Origin of the sequence: Paraburkholderia sediminicola (assembly GCF_046027355.1) — a bacterium.
Lineage (GTDB): Bacteria > Pseudomonadota > Gammaproteobacteria > Burkholderiales > Burkholderiaceae > Paraburkholderia > Paraburkholderia sediminicola_B.
Window position 1 is genome coordinate 208,299 of record NZ_JAQQEK010000012.1, and the last position, 18,666, is coordinate 226,964.

The 18,666-nt window shown below is 64.5% G+C and carries 19 protein-coding genes; 7 read left to right on the forward strand and 12 right to left on the reverse strand.

What is annotated here, in order from left to right; genetic code table 11:
• Positions 1 to 75 precede the first annotated feature (75 nt).
• The 9 genes from PQR42_RS21800 to PQR42_RS21840 form a co-directional block, all read right to left on the reverse strand.
• Entirely contained in the window at positions 76 to 1,725 is a 1,650-nt protein-coding gene (locus tag PQR42_RS21800; RefSeq protein WP_408206078.1) for an HAL/PAL/TAL family ammonia-lyase, read from the reverse strand.
• A 38-nt stretch (positions 1,726 to 1,763) separates the two neighbouring features.
• Positions 1,764 to 2,555, reverse strand: a complete 792-nt coding sequence (locus PQR42_RS21805) for an ABC transporter ATP-binding protein (RefSeq protein ID WP_012426714.1) — start codon at positions 2,553 to 2,555, stop codon at positions 1,764 to 1,766.
• A 35-nt stretch (positions 2,556 to 2,590) separates the two neighbouring features.
• A complete protein-coding gene (locus PQR42_RS21810; protein WP_106280534.1) occupies positions 2,591 to 3,346 on the reverse strand; it encodes an ABC transporter permease in 756 nt (251 codons plus the stop codon).
• Positions 3,347 to 3,360: 14 nt separating this feature from the next.
• Positions 3,361 to 4,083 (reverse strand): ABC transporter permease, encoded by a 723-nt coding sequence (locus tag PQR42_RS21815; RefSeq protein ID WP_106280532.1) that lies wholly within the window; start codon positions 4,081 to 4,083, stop codon positions 3,361 to 3,363.
• A gap of 101 nt (positions 4,084 to 4,184) precedes the next feature.
• The gene (locus PQR42_RS21820) at positions 4,185 to 5,045 is read right to left on the reverse strand and encodes a transporter substrate-binding domain-containing protein (RefSeq protein WP_408206081.1); all 861 of its coding nucleotides are present in this window, start codon (positions 5,043 to 5,045) and stop codon (positions 4,185 to 4,187) included.
• 291 nt (positions 5,046 to 5,336) lie between these two features.
• Positions 5,337 to 6,017 (reverse strand): methyltransferase family protein, encoded by a 681-nt coding sequence (locus tag PQR42_RS21825; protein WP_408206083.1) that lies wholly within the window; start codon positions 6,015 to 6,017, stop codon positions 5,337 to 5,339.
• 12 nt (positions 6,018 to 6,029) lie between these two features.
• Positions 6,030 to 6,866 (reverse strand): arylamine N-acetyltransferase family protein, encoded by an 837-nt coding sequence (locus tag PQR42_RS21830; protein ID WP_408206085.1) that lies wholly within the window; start codon positions 6,864 to 6,866, stop codon positions 6,030 to 6,032.
• A 184-nt stretch (positions 6,867 to 7,050) separates the two neighbouring features.
• Complete coding sequence (locus tag PQR42_RS21835; RefSeq protein ID WP_408387932.1) at positions 7,051 to 7,734, reverse strand: hypothetical protein; 684 nt, start codon at positions 7,732 to 7,734, stop codon at positions 7,051 to 7,053.
• Positions 7,735 to 7,898: 164 nt separating this feature from the next.
• Positions 7,899 to 8,171 (reverse strand): hypothetical protein, encoded by a 273-nt coding sequence (locus PQR42_RS21840; RefSeq protein ID WP_408206193.1) that lies wholly within the window; start codon positions 8,169 to 8,171, stop codon positions 7,899 to 7,901.
• Here PQR42_RS21840 and PQR42_RS21845 point away from each other — a divergent pair.
• The 6 genes from PQR42_RS21845 to PQR42_RS21870 all read left to right on the forward strand — a co-directional run bounded on the left by PQR42_RS21845 (position 8,071) and on the right by PQR42_RS21870 (position 15,972).
• Entirely contained in the window at positions 8,071 to 9,594 is a 1,524-nt protein-coding gene (locus PQR42_RS21845) for a carbohydrate porin (protein WP_408206089.1), read from the forward strand. The genes PQR42_RS21840 and PQR42_RS21845 overlap by 101 nt on opposite strands.
• Before the next feature lie 101 nt (positions 9,595 to 9,695).
• Positions 9,696 to 10,847 carry an NHL repeat-containing protein gene (locus PQR42_RS21850; RefSeq protein ID WP_408493724.1) on the forward strand — a complete coding sequence of 384 codons (1,152 nt, stop codon included), beginning with the start codon at positions 9,696 to 9,698 and terminating at the stop codon, positions 10,845 to 10,847.
• 37 nt (positions 10,848 to 10,884) lie between these two features.
• Positions 10,885 to 12,189, forward strand: coding sequence for an iron uptake transporter deferrochelatase/peroxidase subunit (efeB, locus tag PQR42_RS21855; protein WP_408387926.1), 1,305 nt, complete (start codon positions 10,885 to 10,887; stop codon positions 12,187 to 12,189).
• Between the two features lie 60 nt (positions 12,190 to 12,249).
• Positions 12,250 to 13,281: an iron ABC transporter substrate-binding protein gene (locus PQR42_RS21860; RefSeq protein ID WP_408206095.1), complete on the forward strand. Its 1,032-nt coding sequence runs from the start codon at positions 12,250 to 12,252 to the stop codon at positions 13,279 to 13,281.
• A complete protein-coding gene (locus PQR42_RS21865) occupies positions 13,281 to 14,885 on the forward strand; it encodes an ABC transporter permease (protein ID WP_408206097.1) in 1,605 nt (534 codons plus the stop codon). The genes PQR42_RS21860 and PQR42_RS21865 overlap by 1 nt, the downstream gene beginning before the upstream one ends.
• A gap of 28 nt (positions 14,886 to 14,913) precedes the next feature.
• Positions 14,914 to 15,972 carry an ABC transporter ATP-binding protein gene (locus tag PQR42_RS21870; protein WP_408387924.1) on the forward strand — a complete coding sequence of 353 codons (1,059 nt, stop codon included), beginning with the start codon at positions 14,914 to 14,916 and terminating at the stop codon, positions 15,970 to 15,972.
• On the opposite strand, the gene PQR42_RS21875 is transcribed toward PQR42_RS21870, so the two are convergent.
• A complete protein-coding gene (locus PQR42_RS21875; RefSeq protein WP_408206101.1) occupies positions 15,957 to 16,835 on the reverse strand; it encodes a LysR substrate-binding domain-containing protein in 879 nt (292 codons plus the stop codon). The two genes, PQR42_RS21870 and PQR42_RS21875, sit on opposite strands and share 16 nt — an antisense overlap.
• A 114-nt stretch (positions 16,836 to 16,949) precedes the next feature.
• Between PQR42_RS21875 and PQR42_RS21880 the strand changes: the two genes are divergently transcribed.
• Positions 16,950 to 17,870, forward strand: coding sequence for a DMT family transporter (locus PQR42_RS21880; RefSeq protein ID WP_408387922.1), 921 nt, complete (start codon positions 16,950 to 16,952; stop codon positions 17,868 to 17,870).
• Between the two features lie 66 nt (positions 17,871 to 17,936).
• Here PQR42_RS21880 and PQR42_RS21885 read toward each other — a convergent pair whose 3' ends face one another.
• Both PQR42_RS21885 and PQR42_RS21890 read right to left on the reverse strand, forming a co-directional pair.
• Entirely contained in the window at positions 17,937 to 18,188 is a 252-nt protein-coding gene (locus PQR42_RS21885; protein WP_408387920.1) for a Txe/YoeB family addiction module toxin, read from the reverse strand.
• Between the two features lie 10 nt (positions 18,189 to 18,198).
• Positions 18,199 to 18,492 (reverse strand): type II toxin-antitoxin system Phd/YefM family antitoxin, encoded by a 294-nt coding sequence (locus tag PQR42_RS21890; RefSeq protein WP_408206108.1) that lies wholly within the window; start codon positions 18,490 to 18,492, stop codon positions 18,199 to 18,201.
• Between the last annotated feature and the right edge of the window lie 174 nt (positions 18,493 to 18,666).

The following is an 18,666-nucleotide window of genomic DNA, read 5'->3' on the forward strand; positions in this document are numbered from 1 at the left end:
TACGCGGGTTGTACTTGGTGGGTACACCTTGGCCGGCTCGCCGGCGGGTAAGCCCGCTCACCGGCATTGTCCGTGTCATGCCATGTGCGCGGCGGCCTGCCCGTCATTGACGGCGATGCTCGCGGCTGCGCGAACGTGGCCCGCAGCCGCCAGATTCGTGAGCGTTGCGGGTGCCACCATGTCCGCGCCGTCGACGGACGTGAGCGGCCGAGGGCCAATGTTACCAGGGTTCGGCAACGGCGGCGGCGCTTCGTCGGCGATCATGCGAAAGGCGACGCTCATATCGTCCGCGAGTGGACGGTCGTCGCGGTAAGTCGGCACGACGCGGCGCACGCGCTGCCACAGCGCTCCGGTGTGCGGTGCGCGTGGCGCGTCGATACTTTGCAGGTCGTAGGCTTGCGCGGCCGCCAGCAATTCGATCGCGACAATGCGCCCGGCGTTGTCGATGATTTCCAGCGCCTTCAGCGCGGCGGGCGTCGCGTGGCACAGGTGATCTTCCTGCAAGGCCGAGGTGATGCCGCCGTCGAGACTCGCGGGCAGCGCGAGCCGCCGGTTCTGCGCGACCAGCGACGCCGCCGTGTACTGCGCGATCATGAAGCCGGAACAGGTGCCGCCCGGCTCGGCGAGAAACGCCGGCAGGCCGCTCACCAGCGGATTGACCAGACGGTCGAGGCGCCGCTCGGCCATTGCGGCGACTTGTGCGATCGCGGTGGCGAGGCTGTCCATTGCCAGCGCGATCGAGGCGCCCACGGCGTGCGCCTGCGAATACACGCGCGGCTCTTCCGGCGTGCCGGCGACGATCGGGTTGTCGGTAATCGATGCGAGTTCGCGATTGACCACGTCGGCGGTCGCGGTGAGCACGTCGCGCGCCGCGCCGTGCACGTGCGGAATGGTCCGCATGCTCAGCGGGTCCTGCGTGCGTTGACCGACCACCGCCGCGAGAATACCGCTGTCGGCCAGCGCGGCGCGCATCCGCCCGCCGACCAGGTTCAGGCCCGGCGAGATACGCAAGGCCAGCGAATCTTCGTCGAAAGCCGCAAGCTGACCGCGCAGATTCTCGAAGCTCATCGAGGCGACCATATCGGTCCAATCGAGCAGGCGTTCGGCACGCGCGAGCGCCAACGCGGCGAGGCCCGTGACGCACGGCGTGCCGTTGACGAGACTCAGCCCTTCCTTGGCTTCGAGTACGAGCGGTTCGAGCCCAAGGCGTTGCAGCGCGTCGCGTCCTTTGAGCCGCTCGCCGCGAAAGCGCACGTAGCCCTCACCGATGCAGACGAGCGCGATATGCGCCATATGGCTCAGATAACCGACCGAACCGAACGCCGGCACTTCCGGCAGGCAATCCGCATTGAGCAGCGCCACCAGTTGGTCCGCGACTTCGAGGCGAATACCCGAGTGGCCGTGCGCGAAGTTATTGACGGCCGCGGCCATGACCGCGCGCGTTTCGGCGGCACCGAGCGGCGCGCCGACGCCGACCGCGTGGCTCATCAGGATGTTGCGCGACAACGTACGCTGTTCGCCCGGCGAGACGATTACGTCGCACAGCGCGCCTACGCCAGTATTCACGCCATACGCGCGAATCCCTCGCTCGACGATCTGTTCGACGAGCACGCGCGCCGCGGCGATGCGCGCACGGGCGTCGGCGGAAAGTTCGAGCGGCTCGCCGGCGGCAACCGCTGCCACCTGAGCCCAGTCGAGAGGACGATTGGAACGGATCACGGCCATGTCAGTGCTCTGCTTAGTAGATTACCTGGTGATGCTGATCAGTTGGTGGTGCGGTCCTGATGGCTCGAAACGAATTGCCGGAAGCGATCCGACTTGCATTCGACGAACACTTCGTCGGGCGTGCCGTCGGCTTCCACTTGCCCCTGGTGCAGGAACATCACACGATTGGACACATGGCGCGCGAAACCCATCTCGTGCGTGACCACCAGCATAGTGCGGCCCTCTTCGGCCAGCGAGCGCATCACGCGCAGCACTTCGCCCACCAGTTCGGGATCGAGCGCCGAGGTCGGCTCGTCGAACAGCATGACTTTCGGATGCATCGCCAGTGCGCGCGCAATCGCCACGCGTTGTTGCTGACCGCCTGAAAGATGCGCCGGATAGTGGCCGCGCTTTTCCGCGAGACCGACTTTGGCCAGCAGCGCTTCCGCCTCTTCAACCGATTCGGCGCGGCTGCGTTTTTGCACGCGCATCGGCCCTTCGATCAGATTCTCCAGCACCGTCATATGCGACCAGAGATTGAAGTTCTGGAACACCATGCCGAGTTGCGAGCGCACCCGATCCACCTGGCGGCGGTCGCTCGGTTGCAGCTTGCCGTCGCCGCGGCGCTTCATTTTCAACTCTTCGCCGGCCAGCGAGACCGAGCCGTCATCGGGCGTTTCGAGCAGGTTCAGGCAGCGCAGAAACGTGCTCTTGCCCGAACCGCTCGCGCCGAGAATCGAGATCACGTCGCCTTGATGGGCGTCGAGCGAAATGCCTTTGAGCACGTGGTGATCGCCGAACGATTTGTGAATGTTCTTGACCGACAGTGCAACGGGTGCCGTAGCGTTCATGGGATTCTCCAGATTCATCCAGGATGGGCGGCCGTTCAAGGCGCGGCGCGGCGTGCTTCGGTGGTGGCGGAAACCGGGCGGTTCGCCGCGGCCTGCGGGCGCGCCGCGCGCAGATGGCGCGACAGACGCGTTTCGAGCATGCCGAGCAGCCGCACGATGACGAAATTCAGGAACAGATAGATCAGCGCGGCGCAGATGAAGACTTCCGTCGTGCGATAGGTTTGCTGGATGATCTGCTGCGCGACGCCGGTCACTTCCCACACGGTGACGAGGCTCGCGAGCGCCGTCGATTTGACGAGCAGCACCGCTTCAGTCGAATACGCCGGCAAACACTGGCGCAAGGCGATCGGACCGATCACGCGGCGCAGCAGCGCGAAGCCCGACAGGCCGATCGAATAACCTGCCTCGATCTGACCGACCGGCACGGCCATCAACCCGCCGCGGATAATCTCGGCGGTATAGCCGGCCGTGCATAGCGCGAGCGACAACACCGCGCACATGTAGGGCTCGCGCAGCACCGGCCACAGGAAACTCTCGCGGATCACGCCGAACTGGCCCATGCCGTAGTACACGAGGAACATCTGGATCAGCAGCGGCGAACCGCGAAACACGAGGATATAAGCGCGTGCGAAGCGATTCGGCAGCCAATGCGGCGACACGCGCATCGTGACGATCACGAGCGAAAGCAGGCCGCCGAGAATCAGCGAGCAGAAGAACAGGCCGAGCGTGGTGGGCACGGCCCCGAGCAGTTGCTTGATCGTGTCGAACAGAAAGTCGAAGTCGAAATGCATGATGGCCGCCCTCGTCAGTTACGCGCGAAGTTGCGCTTGAAGGACCGGCCCACGTGCGCTTCGGCACGGTTGAAGACCCGGTTCGAGATGCTGGTCATGAGCAGATAGAGCGCGCCGCCCACTACGAAGAACGTGAAGTACTGATGCGTGGAACCCGCCGCCACCTGGCTCGTGCGCAGCAATTCGGCGAGCCCCGTCACGGAGATCAACGCCGAATCCTTCAGGCTCAATTGCCAGACGTTGCCGATGCCGGGCAACGCGAAACGCAGCACTTGCGGAATCAGGATGCGGCGCGCCATGGTCAGCGTCGGCATGCCGATCGAGCGCGCGGCTTCGAGTTCGCCGCGCGACACCGCCAGCACCGCCGAGCGGTACACCTCGGCCTGATAGGCGCCTGAAATCATGCCCACGGCCAGCGCGCCGACCACGAACGGCGGCACGCCGACGAAACCCTCCGCGCCGAACCACTGGCCGACGGTCGTGACGAGCGTCGAGCCGCCGAAATAGAACAGATAGATCACGAGCAATTCAGGCACGCCGCGAAACACGGTGGTGTAGATATCGCCGATCACACGCAGCGTACGAAAACGCGACAGCTTGGCCGCCGCCACCAGCGCGCCGAACACGGCGCCGACCGCGAGCGCCGCGAGCGTGAGCGCCACCGTCATTAACGCCGCGAGCAGCAATACGCCGCCCCAGCCTTCCGGCCCGAAGCCGAGCATCTGTATCAGAGCCATTCCTTACCTCTCATCTTCATCCGTTACGGCGGATCGAACCGGCCGGCGCGTGCAGGTTTTCGCCGCGCGCGCCTGCCGTTACCTCTCGACGTGAAGGCGAATCAAGGCGTGACGTCGGTCTTGAACCACTTGTCGGAGAGCTTCTTGACGGTGCCGTCGGCAAGCGCGGCGCTGATCGCGGTGTCGAACTTCGCTTTCAGGTCGGCGTCCTGCTTGCGGAACGCGAGGCCTTCGCCCGGGCCCCAGATCGGACCGCCGATCTTCGGGCCGGCCATTACGATCGAGGCGGTTTCTTTCTTGTCGATGTTGGCGGCGTAGTAGGTCACGTCGTCGAACGAGGCGTCGATGCGTCCATTGGCCAGATCCAGATCGCGCTCGGGCGATGTCTTGTAGACGCGGATCGTGGCAATGTCCTTGAAGCCGTCATTGATGAACTTGGTGTAGACCGTGCCCGACTGGATGCCGATGGTCTTGCCTTTCAACTGCTTGCGCAAAGCGTCGACGGTCGGCTGGTCGGCCTTCGGGTCGCCCGACAGCTTGACGACGCTCGCGCCCGGCGCGGCCTTGGGCAGCACTTTCGCATCAGCCACGGCGAACGTGGCGGGCGTGGCAGCGTACGGTTTCGAGAAAGCGATGATCTTTTCACGCTCCGGCGTGATCGAGATCGCGTCCATCAGGACATCGAACTTGCCCGCTTGCAAACCGGGAATCATGCCGTCCCAGTCTTGCGCCACCAGATTGCATTGCAGCTTGATGCGCTCGCACAGGTTGGCGACCAGTTCGGGTTCGAAGCCGCCCAGCTTGCCGCCCGGCAAGGTCAGATTCCAGGGGGCGTAGCCGCCTTCGAGCGCGATGGTCACCGTCTTCCAGTCTTTGGCCTGCACCGGTGCCGCGAAAATCGCCGCGGCGCCGAGAACGGCGCCGATCAATGCTTTTGCTGCCGTCGTGCGCTTCACTTTCACGTCGAAACTCCTTTGATTGAGGAAACCGTCGAGCCGAATGTTTAACCGCCGCTTAATTTGTATAGACAAGTCTGCATGAGTCAAAAAGCGGTCGCAAGAGAATTTGTGAGAAATTAACGGAATCATCGGGTAAGCCCCTAGACGTTGCCGTGCAGCACGGCTTTGCGGGGAGCTCTTAATGCGTGAACGACGCATGACCTACGCCGCCCGACGGGCAAGCGCATTTCGTTTTGTCTAGACAGGTTGATGCAAGCTGAGCAAACGCTCGCGCAGACGGCGGCTCGATGCGCCCTACCAGATGAACGGCAGGAAGCGATAGCGCACGCGCGCCATGTAGTCCGTGTAACCGTCGAGTTGCGCGGCCAGCACGCGCTCTTCGCGCACCGCGCGCCAGCCGATGCCGATCACCATGACCGGCACGAAGGCGAGGCCCCACCACGATCCGAGCAGCAAGGGCGTGCCGACGAACAGCAGCAGCGCGGCGGAATACATGGGATGACGGACATGCGCGTAAAGACCGGTGTCGATCACTTTATGCCCGCGGCTCGCCTGGATCTTCACGACCGGCGCGGCATAGCTATTGGCCTGGAACACGAAGCGGCACATGAAGAGGCAGAGGAACACGCAGAGCGAGCCGAGGCTGACCAGCGCGACCGGCAATGGCGCGGTCCAGTGAAAGCGCATGGCGTCGAACGCCATCAGGACGAGCCAGCCGCACCACGCCACTGAAACGCTCACCATGAAAATGCGGTCCCAGCGGCTTTGCTGCGCCTGCACGAATGGCGACAGTCGCTCGGCGAGCAGGCCGGGATCATGGCGCGCCAGCCACAAACCGATCCATAGGCTCAGCACGCCCAATTCGATCACATACCACCACGCGGCCGGCCATGCGAAAGTGCCCGCCGCGCCGAACAGCAGCGCGCCCATGCCCACCAGCCAGACCACCGTTTGAAAGATGAGGCGCGCGACCATGGCGGTTCGTTGCTACGCGGTTTTCGCCGGCGTGCGCACGCGGTCGAATATTTCGGCGATGTCGATGTCGCCGGTGTTCAAGCCGAACTGATCGCGCAGGCACGCCGCCAGTTCGCTGGCGCTCTTGAGTTGCCGTTCGCTGATGAGCCGGCCATCGGCTGCGCGTTCACTCAGTTGATCGTTGAGCAGCGCGAGCCGCGCTTCGGGCAACACACGGCATACGATCAGCGTGTTCGCAAAAATCGCTTCCGGCGAGGTCGACGTATACCAGTTCGAGGTTTCGTAATCGATCCACTCGACCGGCTGCAGGTCGAAACGGTAGACCCGCGCCCAGCTTTCGTCGCGCGCCTGCACTTCGAGGTAAAGCGCGTCGCGCGATGCGTCGGCGAGACGGAACGTGCCGAGTTCGGTGGGCTGCGCGAGGCCCGCGGTCAGGCGCAGCGGCGCGGTCAGCGTCACGCTGCCGAAGCCGACGTCGGCAATCCAGGCTTCTTTATCGATGTCGAGGCGCAACACCATATGCGTGCGCGGCGGCGGGCTGTCCGAATCGCGGCCCCAGAGCACGCGCCCGAGCAAGGGTGTGACCGTGAAGCCCAACTGCATCAGCACGTCGGCGAACAGCGCGTTCTGCTCGAAACAGTAGCCGCCGCGGTGCTCGGTGACGAGTTTGCGCTCGACCGATTCGAGATCCAGTTTCACCGGACGCCGCGTGAGCGGGTTCAGGTTCTCGAACGGAATCGCGCGCGGGTGCAACCGGTGAAGCGCCTGTAGGACTTCCAGCGTTGCAGCGCGAGGACCTTCGTAGCCTATGCGGGCGAAGTAGTTGTCCAGATTCACTGTGTGAGACATCAGCAGGGTTCCGGTATGGTTTTGGGCGCTGGACGCTTATTGATGATGTGCGGCCGTGCGGTTTTGGAAATCGATCATAGCCGCTTTTGTGGTCCGTTCGCTGCGGCGGCCTTTACCTGTTTTCGTAGTCGGCGCTCGAGACGCCGCCTCGTGCGAGGACGGCGCTCCTCGCCCATGCCACTTCTTATTGACCGCCCTTCAGCGCCGACGTCGCAATCGACGGCACGCTGATGCCGTGGCTCGACGCGAACTGCACGGCCGAACTCAGCGTCGACATCAACGATTGCAACTGGCCCGGCGCCGATTGCGCGATGTACGACGCGCTCTGCGCCGTCTGCGGATTCATGCCGGCCTGCAGCAGCGACGACGGGTTCATCTGCCCGATGCTGCCGAGCCCCGACTGCAGGTTCGAATACTGGCTCACGCCTTTACCCAGCGACGACAGGCCGTCCGTAAAAGCCTCCTTGTTGATCGGCGTAGCCGACGCACCGCCGTTCGCGCGGCTCGCGAAGGCTTGGGTCAGCGTTTGCGACAGCGACTGCTGCGTGCTGCCCGCCTGCGTCAGTTGACTCACCGAGGGCGTGCCGCCGCTCAGCAAGCCCGCTGCCTGCTGCGCCTGCCCCGCCGCGCTGCTCATCCCCATCGCAGCGGCCAGACTCGACTGGCCGCTGAGCACCTGCTGGTTCGCGCCCACGTAGGTCTGCAACAACTGCGACACGCCGCCGGACGACGCCGTCGCCCCGGCGCCCGCGGAACTGTCGTCGCCGCCTATGCCGAACTGTTTGAGATTCAACTGCGCATTCGAGACGCCACTCACCAGCAAACCGCCGCTCGCCAGCAACGAAATCAATACTCTGCGTTTGTTCATATCCCTCTCCTGAATGGGCGTTTCGGGTTATTCGTGCGAGTTCGACACCTCGCCTCCGAACGCGTTCATATGACCACCACCATACAGTTTCATTACGTTCACATTCGCTGCGAATTACGTGCAAATGCCCTTTGGTAGCAGTACGTAAAGAGCAAAGTTATATGTCAGTAATATTGATGCGAATCGTTCTCATTTGTGTTGACGCACCAATTCCGCATGCGTACGATCTCGCCATCTGCTGCAGTTGGCGTCGCGAACCGACGCAGCAAATCGCGCGCATGCGGCGACGCGCCGCGATGGTTCAAATCAGTCGATACAACACCAATAAGGATTTCGATGAAGTTCGCCCATTTCAACGGACCTGGCGCAACAGCGCGTCCGTTTCGCGATTCCGCGCCGCGCGCCAACACCACGCGCCGTTCGCGTTTGCCCTCCATGCGACGTGCCGCGCTTTGCACGGCGTTCGCGTGGGCGTCGCTGACAGCCGGCGCCGCCATGGCCGAAGCCAATCCCGACGCCGCGCCGGAAGCGCCCGAGGCCGACCTGAAAATCCAGGCGACCCAGACGAACCAGTGGACCGGCTTCTGGAATCGACAGCAGATGCTCGGCGACATCGGCGGGCTGCGCCCCTGGCTCGGCAAATACGGCGTGACCTTCACGCTCACCGAAACCAGCGAAGTGCTCGCCAACCTGCGCGGCGGTCTCGCGCACGGCGCCGATTACGACGGCCTGACCACCGGCACCGTGCAATTGGACACGCAAAAAGCGTTCGGCCTGCCGGGCGGCCTGTTCAACGTGAGCGCGTTGCAGATCCACGGCGCCAATCTCAGCGCCAACAAGCTCGGCACGCTGAATACGGCGAGCGGCATCGAAGCGGATGACACGACCCGTCTGTGGGAATTGTGGTATCAGCAGTCGTTCCTGAACAAGCGCATCGACGTGAAAATCGGTCAGCAAAGTATCGACCAGGAATTCATCACGAGCCAGTACTCGGCGCTGTTCGTCAACACGATGTTCGGCTGGCCTGCCCTGCCCTCATACGACATGCCGTCGGGCGGGCCGGCGTATCCGCTGTCCGACCTCGGCGTGCGCGTGCGCGGCCAGATCACGCCTTCGTTGACAGCGTTGGCCGGCGTATTCGACGGCGATCCGCTCGGCAACAACCCGGACAACAAGAGCGGCACCAACTTCAATCTGCACAACGGCACGCTGTTCATCGGCGAATTGCAGTATGCGATCAACCAGCCGGCCGACGGCGAAATGGTCGGCGCGGGCGGCGGCGGTTTGCCCGGCACCTACAAGCTCGGCGTCTGGTACAACAACGGCAGCTTCGCGGATCAGCGCTACGACAACACGGGCTTGTCGCTCGCCAATCCGGCCACCAGCGGCATCGCCCAGAATCATCACGGCGACTACAGCTTCTACGCCGTGGCCGACCAGATGATCTGGCGTCCGGACCCGGACGAGCCGCGCAGCATCGGCGTGTTCGCGCGCGTGATGGGCGCGCCCGGCGACCGCAACCTGGTGAGCCTCGCCGCCAACCTCGGCGTCGTGATGAAAGCGCCGTTCGCCGGCCGCGACAACGACAGCGTCGGCCTCGCGCTGACCTACATCAAGGTCGGCAATCACGTGAACGGCCTCGATACAGATGCGCGGGCATTCAGCAACAGCCCGTACGGCATACGCACCAGCGAAACCACGCTCGAGGCGACCTACCAGTACCAGGTCAATCCGTGGTGGCAACTGCAAGCCGACGCGCAATACACGTTCAACGCCGGCGCCGGCCAGAATCCGAACGATCCGACGCAGCCGCTGCGCAACACGTTCGTCATCGGCGTGCGGACCAACATCAACTTCTGATGACGTTCGCGCCCAACTCACACGCTACCGACCCAATCGAATCCCATGCTTTCGATCATGACCGCAACCACCGCTTTGTGCGCAGGCACGGAGGCTCAATCGTGAACACTCCCACGCGCCAGTTTTCGCCGCGCGCCGCGCGGGCCCTGATCGCCGCCGCCATCAGCGCGGCCGCACTCGCGACCGCCGGAAGCGCGCACGCCGATCCGCAAGGTTTCCTCGAAACCGTCAAGCACCACACCACGCTGATCAACACGGTGCCGGGCAACGGCGACCAGAATCCGTACGCGGTGGTGGTCGCGCCGGTCACGGCCGGCACGGTCAAGCAAGGCGACGTGCTGGTCGGCAACTTCAATAACTCGACCAATCTGCAAGGCACCGGCAGCACGATCATCAACTATCACCCGGATACCAGGGAGATGACGGTGTTCGCGACGGTGCCGCGCGATCTGAAGGAATGCCCGGGCGGCATCGGCCTGTCGACCGCGATGACGATGCTCAAGTCCGGCTACGTGATCGTCGGCAGCACGCCGAGCAACGACGGCACCACCGGCACCAAGGGCGCCGGCTGCCTGATCGTGATCGATCCGCAAGGCAAGGTCGCGTCGACCATCAGCAGCCCGAACATCAACGATCCGTGGGGCAACATGGCGGTCGTCGACAACGGCAATAGCGCGACGCTGTTCGTCAGCAACGCCGGCTTCGGCGTGGGCGGCGCGGACGGCAATCCGCCCGTGTTCAAACAGGCCACCGTGCTGCGCCTGGACCTCGACGTGCCGGCCGGCAAGCCGCCGGTCGTGAAGAAGGAAACGGTGGTGGGCAGCGGCTTCGGCGCGCAGGCGGACAAGGGCGTGTTCCTCGTCGGCCCGACCGGACTCGCACTCTCGCCCGATCAGAAACTGCTGTACGTGTCCGACGCGATCGGCAATCGCATCACCGAAATCGACGACCCGATGACGCGCGACACCAGCGCGGGCGTCGGCCGTCAACTGACCGCCGACGGCCTGCTGCACCGGCCGCTCGCGATGGTGACCGCTCCCAACGGCCACCTGCTCGTCACCAACGCGCTGAATGGCCAGATCGTCGAAATCGATCCGGCCAGCGGCAAGCAGATCTACGCGCGCTGGATCGACACCGACAAGGCGCAATCGCCCCCGGGCAACGGCGACCTGTTCGGCCTCGCGATGACCCCAGAAGGCGACGGTTTCTATTACGTGCAGGACGACGTGAACACGCTGGTGCTCGCGAAGTAAGTTGCATATTCCAAAGCCGAACGAAGGTGAAGTAACCATGGCAAACGATCAACCCCCACGGCCGTCACGGCGCGGGTTTCTCAAGGCGGGCGGCGCCGCGGTCGCGGCGGGCGCGAGCCTCGGCTCGGGTCTGGCGACGTCCCAGAACGCGCTCGGCAAAACGCAGGCGCATGCCGCCGATCCGCAGACGGCCGTCGAGCCGTTCTACGGCGCGCATCAAGGCGGCATCGTCACGCCGCAGCAAAGTCACACTTACGTCGCCGCGCTCGATCTCACCACCGAGAAGCGCGAGGACGTGATCGCGCTGCTGCGCGCATGGACCGATGCGGCCGCGCGTCTCACGCAAGGCGGCACGGCTGCGCCGCTGCCGACCGGCACCGCCGGCGACAACAAGGCCGCGCCCGATTCCGGCGACGTGCTCGGCCTCGGCCCCTGCGGGCTGACGATCACCTTCGGCTTCGGTCCCGGTCTCTTCACGCATGAAGGCAAGGATCGCTACGGCCTCGCCGCGCGCCGCCCCGCCGCGCTCGTCGATCTGCCGCGCTTTAACGGCGACCAGTTGATCAAGGAAAAAACCGGCGGCGACCTGTACATCCAGGCTTGCGCGAACGATCAGCAGGTCGCGTTTCACGCGGTCCGGCAACTGTCGCGCCTCGCGTACGGCACGGCGGCGATGCGCTGGGGCCAGTCCGGTTTCCTGTCGGGTCCGCGCGGACAGACGCCGCGCAATCTGATGGGCTTCAAGGACGGCACCAACAATCCGTCCACCGCGAAGCCGCCGTTGATGAATCAGTTCGTGTGGGCCGGCGCGAGCGCCGACGCACCGTGGATGGAAGGCGGCACCTATACCGTCGTGCGGCGCATTCGCATCACGCTGGAGCACTGGGACAACACCGAACTGGACTTCCAGGAACAGGTGTTCGGACGCCACAAGTACAGCGGCGCGCCGATCGGCAAGAAGAACGAGTTCGACGCCGTGGACCTGAAGGAAGAGGACAAGGACGGCAATCCGGTGATTCCGGAGAACTCGCATGTGCGTCTGTCGAATCAGGCGAGCAACAACGGCGCGCAGATCCTGCGCCGTTCGTATTCGTATAACGACGGCACGAACTTCTACATCGAGCGTTGGCCGCCATGGCGCCAGGAAACGGAGTACGACGCGGGGCTCATCTTCATCGCGCATCAGGGCGACCCGCGCAGCGGCTTCATTCCGATCAACGACAGGCTCGCGAAGTTCGACATGATGAACCAGTTCACGACGCACGTCGGCAGCGCGATTTTCGCCGTGCCGCCGGGCGCGAAGCCGGGTTCGTATATCGGCGCGGGATTGTTCGAGACGTAAAGCAGGCCACGCAGTCAACAAAACACAAATCAACTACAACACCACAACGGACTTTGGATCATGGCTTACAACTCGTTTGGCACTCGTCTGCGTCTTCTGGGCAGCGCGGTCGCCCTCACGCTGGCCGCTTTCGCGACGGTGCCGTCGGCGGCTCAGGCCGCGTCGATCACGCTGTATAACGCGCAGCATGAGCAGGTCGTCAATCTGCTCGCCAAGGACTTCGAAAAGCAGTCGGGCATCTCGGTGAAGATCCGCAACGGCGAAGGCCCGGCGATGGCCGCGCAGATCGTCGCCGAAGGCGCCGCCACGCCAGCCGACGTGTACTTCACGGAAAACTCGCCGGAGCTGATGCTGCTCGAAGAGAAAGGCCTGCTGAACAAAGTGGACAGCTCGACGCTCGCCACCGTGCCGGCGCGCTTCAACTCGCCGACCGGCGCATGGGTCGCGGTGACCGCGCGTGAAAACGTGCTCGCCTACAACACCACCAAGGTCCAGGCGTCGCAACTGCCGCAATCGCTGTTCGATCTCGCCAAGCCGGAATGGAAAGGCAAGATCGGCATTGCCCCGAGCGACGGCGACTTCCTGCCGCTCGTGAGCGCCGTGCTCGCGCTGAAGGGCGAAGCGCAAACCGTGCAATGGCTCAAGGGCCTCAAAGCCAACGCGCAGATCTTCGACGACGACGAAGGCGTGGTCGCCGCCGTGAACCGCGGCGGTGTCGCAACGGGTCTGATCAACAACTACTACTGGGCGCGTCTGCACGCCGAACTCGGCGACGGCAAAACCCGCAGCGCGATCTATCACTTCGGCAACGGCGACGCCGGCGCGGCCGTGAACGTGTCGGGCGCCGCGGTGCTGAAGTCCGCGCACAACACGGACGGCGCACAGAAGTTTCTCGCGTACCTGGTCAGCGACCGCGCGCAGGAGCTGATGGCGAAGAGCCACGTGATGTTCGAGTATCCGCTGCACGCAGGCGTCGCACCGGACCCGATCCTCAAGCCGTTCGCCGAACTGAGCCCGCCGCCGCTGACGATCCAGCAACTCGGCGACGACAGCCAGGCCGGCAAGCTGCTGCGTCAGGCAGGCCTGCTGTAATGAGTGAAGCTTTGTCAGCCGGACCACCGGCTGTCCCCACCGTCCCGGCGCGCACCCGTTCGCGCGCGCCGCGCGGTCTGTTCGCGGCAGCAGCACTCAGCGCATTGCTGGTGTTGCTGCCGATTGCGTTTACGTTCTGGCGCGCCGCGAGCTTCGGCGTCGGCGAGGCGGTCGACCTGATCTTCCGGCCGCTCGTCGGCGAACTGCTGATCAACACGTTGATGATCACCGTCTCGACCACGCTGGTGTCGGCCGTGATCGGCACGGCTGCCGCGTGGTTCGTCGAACGCACGCATTTGCCGGGACGCCGCACGTGGGCCGTATTGAGCGCCGCGCCGCTCGCCATGCCGGCTTTCATTTCGAGCTATGCGTGGGTGTCGTTGAGTCAGGATTTGCAGGACTTCACGGGTGCGTTGCTCGTGCTCACCTGCGCGTATTTTCCGCTCGTCTATCTGCCGGTCGCCGCCGCGCTGCGCGGCATGGATCCGGCGCTCGAAGAAAGCGCGCGCGCACTGGGTTGCAACCGTTGGACCACGTTCATTCGCGTGGTGCTGCCGCAACTGCGTCCCGCGTTGCTCGGTGGCATGCTGCTAGTGGCGCTCGGCGTGCTGTCCGAGTTCGGCGCGTTCACGCTGCTGCGTTTTCGCACGTTCACCACGCAGATTTACGCGGAATTCCGCACCAGTTTCGATGGCGGCGGCGCCTCGTTGCTCGCGTGCCTGCTGATCGTGATCTGTCTGATCGTGCTGGCATTCGAGTTTCGCGTGCGCGGCGCGGCGCGTTATGAACGCGTCGATCGCGGCACACGTCGCGCGGTTTTGCGCTACGACCTCGGCGTGTGGCGCTGGATCGTCGTCGCCGGTTTTGCGCTGCTGTCGATCACGACGCTCGGCGTACCGCTCGGCATGATTGGCTACTGGCTCACGCAACCGGGTGCGGCGGCCGTCACACCGGCTGATGTGTCGCCCGAACTGCTGTTCAACGCCACGCTCTCGTCGCTCGGTTTCGGCCTCGCCGCCGCACTGCTGACCACGCTGCTGGTCGTGCCGCTCGCGTTTCTGCTGGTACGCTATCCGACGCGTTTCGCGACGTTGTTCGAACGCACCGTGTTTCTCGCGCAAGGCGTGCCGGGTCTGGTCATCGCACTGGCGATCGTGTCGCTCGCGGTGCACGCGCTGCAACCGCTTTATCAGAGCGCGACGCTGCTGGTGATCGCCTATGCGATGCTGTTCATGCCGCTAGCGCTGGTCAGCGTGCGCGCCGCCTTCATGCAGGCGCAGCCGCGCCTCGAGGAGACCGCGCGCGCGCTCGGCCTGAGCTGGTCGCAGACGCTGTTCCGCGTGGTGTTGCCGCTCGCCGGACCTGGACTCGGCGCGGCCGCGGCGATGGTGTTCATCTCGGTCGTCACCGAACTGAACGCAACGCTGCTGCTCTCCCCGCTCGACACGCAAACACTCGCCACCCAGGTCTGGGCCGATACTTCGACGATGGCGTTCGCCGCGGCGGCGCCCTACGCGGCGTTGCTGACCGGCATTTCGCTGTTCGCCTCGGGCCTCCTGTTCGCACTGCTCGGCAAATCGGCGCTACTCGGCGAACGCAGCTGACGCGCCGCGCTTTCACCATCGGATTTTCATGAGCGAACTTCGTATCCGCGGGCTGCAAAAATCATTCGACGGCACGCCCGTGCTGCACGGTATCGATCTGTCCGTCGAACGCGGCACGCTGCTGGCGTTGCTGGGTCCGTCGGGCAGCGGCAAGACCACGCTGCTGCGTCTCCTATGCGGTTTCGAACGCGCCGATAGCGGCAGTGTGGAAATCGACGGCCGGCGCGTGGCCGGCGACGATCTGCATGTGCCGTCCGAACAGCGCCGTATCGGCTATGTGCCGCAGGAAGGCGCGCTGTTTCCGCATCTCTCCGTGGCGGACAACATCGTGTTCGGCTTGCCGCGCGCGCAGCGCCGCGCGCGGCATCGCGTGGCCGAATTGCTGGAGCTGGTCGGCTTGCCGGCGAACTTCGGCGAACGCGCGCCGCAGCAGTTGTCGGGCGGGCAGCAGCAGCGCGTCGCGCTGGCGCGCGCGCTCGCGCCGTCGCCGACGCTGGTGATGCTCGACGAACCCTTCTCGTCGCTCGACGCCGCGTTGCGGCTCGAAACCCGGCAAGCCGTGGCCAGCGCGCTGGCCGCGACCGGCGCGACGGCCGTGCTGGTCACGCACGATCAATCCGAGGCGTTGTCGCTCGGGCACGAAGTGGCGGTGTTGTGGAACGGCCGGCTGATCCAGACGGCGACGCCGGAGACGCTCTATCGCCGGCCGGTGACGCGTGAGCTGGCATCGTTCGTCGGCGAGGCGGTGCTGTTGCCGGGCATGGCCACGCAGGATCGCGTGCGTTGCGAACTGGGCGAGTTGCCGTTGTCCGGGCCGATGGGCCAGGGCGCTGTCGATGTGATGGTGCGGCCCGAGCAGATCCGTCTGTTGCGCGCCGAAGAAACGATGCCCAACGGCGCGGCGGCCTATGACGCTGTCGTCACGGAAGTGATTTTTCAGGGGCAGGACGCGGGCGTCGCGCTGCAATTGCGTTCCGACACGCGGACGATGGTGCGCGCGCGCGTGCCGGGTTACCTTTGCCCGCGACCAGGCGAGCAGGTGCGGCTCGCGGTGGATGGCGAGGTGACGGCTTACGCTCGCGGTTGAGCCTGAGGCCGCAGCGACAGATCCTGCATCATCTGCGCGGCCAGATAGTCGCAGGTCGGACGATCCGATTTGGCGCTGCGCGCCACCACGATTTCCAGCGGCGCGATCTTCGGCAAGCCTTGCGCTTCACCGAGAATCGTAAGCCGCGGCGGCACGCTGCAACGCGTGAGCGCAATCACCGACAACCCTGCATCCACGGTCGCCACCAGTCCCATCAGGCTTGCGCTGCTGAACGCCGCGCGATAGCGGATCCGCGCGCCGTCGAGCGCGGCCAGCGTATGCTGGCGGGCCACGCAACCCGGCTCATAGAGTCCCACCGGCAGCGGCGACGCCGCCAGCACCGGCGTATCCACCGACGCGCCCACCCACACCATGGGCTCGCTGCGCACGAATTCGCCGCGCAGCTTGCGGTCGCGTGTGACGAAGGCGAGATCGATCTTGTTGTCGGCCAGCATCGGCGCGAGCGACGTGCTCTGCGCGCAGACGATTTCGATCTCCACGTGCGGATACAGATTCGAGAAGCGCCGCAACACGGGCGACAACAGCGAGGACACGTAATCGTCCGGTGCGCCGAGCACAACGCGCCCGGTGACCTCCGGCCGCACGATCGCCGACCACGCCTCCTCATGCAACGCCAGCACACGCCGCGCGTATTCGAGCAACGTATTGCCCGGCCGCGTGAGCGACAGATTGCGCGTGTTGCGGGCGAACAGCGTCGTGCCGAGCATGGTTTCGAGCCGCTTGATCTGCATGCTGACCGCCGCCTGCGACCGATGCACGGTCGCCGACGCCTTCGTGAAGCTGCCCGTTTCCACCACCGCGACGAAGGTGCGCAGCAGATCGACGTCGAATTCGGGGTGCATGATTTATCAATCCAGCTTATGGAATTGCTCAATTTAATTCGTTTGTCGGTGCCGTGCAAGCCGCGCAATACTTGGGACATCACCTCATCACGTCAATTCGCGGAGCCGTTGCGCATGTCCCTCACCCAACGTCAACAAGGCGCCATCACGCTGGCCAGCGGCGGGCTTTTGATGGGCACGCTCGGGGTCTTCGTCGAGGAAGCGCGGCTCGGCGCGCTGACGCTCGTGTTCTTTCGCTGCCTGTTCGGCTTTCTCTCGCTCGCCGCGTATTGCGCGTGGAAAGGCTTCTTCACGCGCGCGCATTTCACGCGACGCACCGTCACGCTGGCGCTGATCACAGGCGTGCTGATGGTCACGCAGTGGGTCGGTTTCTTCGATGCGATTCATCGCACCAGCATCGCGGTTGCAACCGTGGTGTTTCATGTGCAGCCGTTCTGGGTCGTGCTGATCGGCGCGGCGTTGTTCAACGAGCGGCTCGGCGTGGACCGGCTCGGCTGGATTGCGACCGCTTTCGTGGGACTCGTGCTCGCGTCGGGCGTCGCGGCGACGGAGAATTTACAGGGCCATACGAGCTATCTGATCGGCATCGGCGAAGCGCTGGTGGGCTCGGTGCTGTATGCAAGCGTCACGTTGATCGCCAAAGGGCTCGGCAATTTGCGCCCGCATCTGCTGACGCTCGCGCAGTGCGCGGTCGGTGTGGTCTGCCTGCCGTTCATCGCGCCGCTCACCGCCGTACATATCGGCCCGATGCAGTGGTTCTGGCTGGTTGGCATGGGCGTGCTGCATACGGGGCTGTCGTATGTGCTGATCTACGGCGCGTTGCCCAAGCTGAGCACGCCGATCATCGCCGTGTTGCTGTTCGTGTATCCGCTGACGGCGATCGTGGTCGATGCGCTCGTGTATGGACGGGCGCTGTCGATGCCGCAACTGGCGGGCATGGTGCTGATCGTGGTTGCGAGTCTGGGGGTGAATCTCGGGTGGCCGTTGCTTTCGGTGCTGCGGCCAGGCGGGCGGGTGCGACGGCAGGTGGATTGAGAGTTCGGAGCACCCGGCCGTAAGTCGAAACGTTGAACAAAACCGGGCGCATGCGCCCGGTTTCTCTCAGCGGTCGTAGTGGAAGCGACAGGCGATCACGTAGATCTTTCCGTCTCGCGGCAAGTAGACGAGGCGGTCGGCAAGCGTGATACGGCGCGACCACAATCCGCTCAAACTCCCAAGCAGCGCCTCCGGTTTCCCCGTGCCGCGATAAGGATCGCGCCGGCATTCCTCCAGCAGCGTATTGATCTTGCGCAAGACCTTTCGGTCGGTCTCCTGCCAATACAGGTAGTCGTCCCACGCGTCGTCGGTGAACATAAAAATACTGTCAGCCTTTGCGGCCTCCTCGTTGCGGCTTTTCTGTCTGTTCATCGGTCAGCAGTTCGCGCGCAGTCGCACTGCCGGCATTCAACTGGGCGATAGACCTGGCGAGCCGCTGGGCATTCTTCGACGAACTCAATAGATACAAGGTCTCCTGCATCGCATTGAAATCCTCGAGCGAAACCATGACCACGTTTTCGCCGGTCTGCCTCGTGATCAGCATGGGTGTGTGATCGCGGCAGACGTCGTCCATCGCTTGCTTAAAGCCGGCACGCGCCTCGCTGTAAGTAAGGACGTTCATTCGTTTCTCGACCTGAGAGGTTGCCCTCCAGTCGCTCCTGTCAAAAGTTAGGGACGATTCCACCGCCGAACGGATGGCCGCACTGCGGGACCGCGGGGTGAGCCGATGGCCCAGAGCGGAAACGCCTCTGAGCCATCGGCAATCATTGTACGGAGTTCTGTACAAACCGGCAAA

Coding starts and splice junctions, on each gene's coding strand:
- efeB (WP_408387926.1), top strand. CDS start 10,885: ATGGCAAACGATCAACCCCCACGGCCGTCACGGCGCGGGTTTCTCAAG.
- PQR42_RS21860 (WP_408206095.1), top strand. CDS start 12,250: ATGGCTTACAACTCGTTTGGCACTCGTCTGCGTCTTCTGGGCAGCGCG.
- PQR42_RS21805 (WP_012426714.1), bottom strand. CDS start 2,555: ATGAACGCTACGGCACCCGTTGCACTGTCGGTCAAGAACATTCACAAA.
- PQR42_RS21825 (WP_408206083.1), bottom strand. CDS start 6,017: ATGGTCGCGCGCCTCATCTTTCAAACGGTGGTCTGGCTGGTGGGCATG.
- PQR42_RS21810 (WP_106280534.1), bottom strand. CDS start 3,346: ATGCATTTCGACTTCGACTTTCTGTTCGACACGATCAAGCAACTGCTC.
- PQR42_RS21890 (WP_408206108.1), bottom strand. CDS start 18,492: ATGAACGTCCTTACTTACAGCGAGGCGCGTGCCGGCTTTAAGCAAGCG.
- PQR42_RS21815 (WP_106280532.1), bottom strand. CDS start 4,083: ATGGCTCTGATACAGATGCTCGGCTTCGGGCCGGAAGGCTGGGGCGGC.
- PQR42_RS21885 (WP_408387920.1), bottom strand. CDS start 18,188: ATGTTCACCGACGACGCGTGGGACGACTACCTGTATTGGCAGGAGACC.
- PQR42_RS21800 (WP_408206078.1), bottom strand. CDS start 1,725: ATGGCCGTGATCCGTTCCAATCGTCCTCTCGACTGGGCTCAGGTGGCA.
- PQR42_RS21845 (WP_408206089.1), top strand. CDS start 8,071: ATGAAGTTCGCCCATTTCAACGGACCTGGCGCAACAGCGCGTCCGTTT.
- PQR42_RS21870 (WP_408387924.1), top strand. CDS start 14,914: ATGAGCGAACTTCGTATCCGCGGGCTGCAAAAATCATTCGACGGCACG.
- PQR42_RS21875 (WP_408206101.1), bottom strand. CDS start 16,835: ATGCACCCCGAATTCGACGTCGATCTGCTGCGCACCTTCGTCGCGGTG.
- PQR42_RS21840 (WP_408206193.1), bottom strand. CDS start 8,171: ATGGAGGGCAAACGCGAACGGCGCGTGGTGTTGGCGCGCGGCGCGGAA.
- PQR42_RS21880 (WP_408387922.1), top strand. CDS start 16,950: ATGTCCCTCACCCAACGTCAACAAGGCGCCATCACGCTGGCCAGCGGC.
- PQR42_RS21830 (WP_408206085.1), bottom strand. CDS start 6,866: ATGTCTCACACAGTGAATCTGGACAACTACTTCGCCCGCATAGGCTAC.
- PQR42_RS21865 (WP_408206097.1), top strand. CDS start 13,281: ATGAGTGAAGCTTTGTCAGCCGGACCACCGGCTGTCCCCACCGTCCCG.
- PQR42_RS21835 (WP_408387932.1), bottom strand. CDS start 7,734: ATGAACAAACGCAGAGTATTGATTTCGTTGCTGGCGAGCGGCGGTTTG.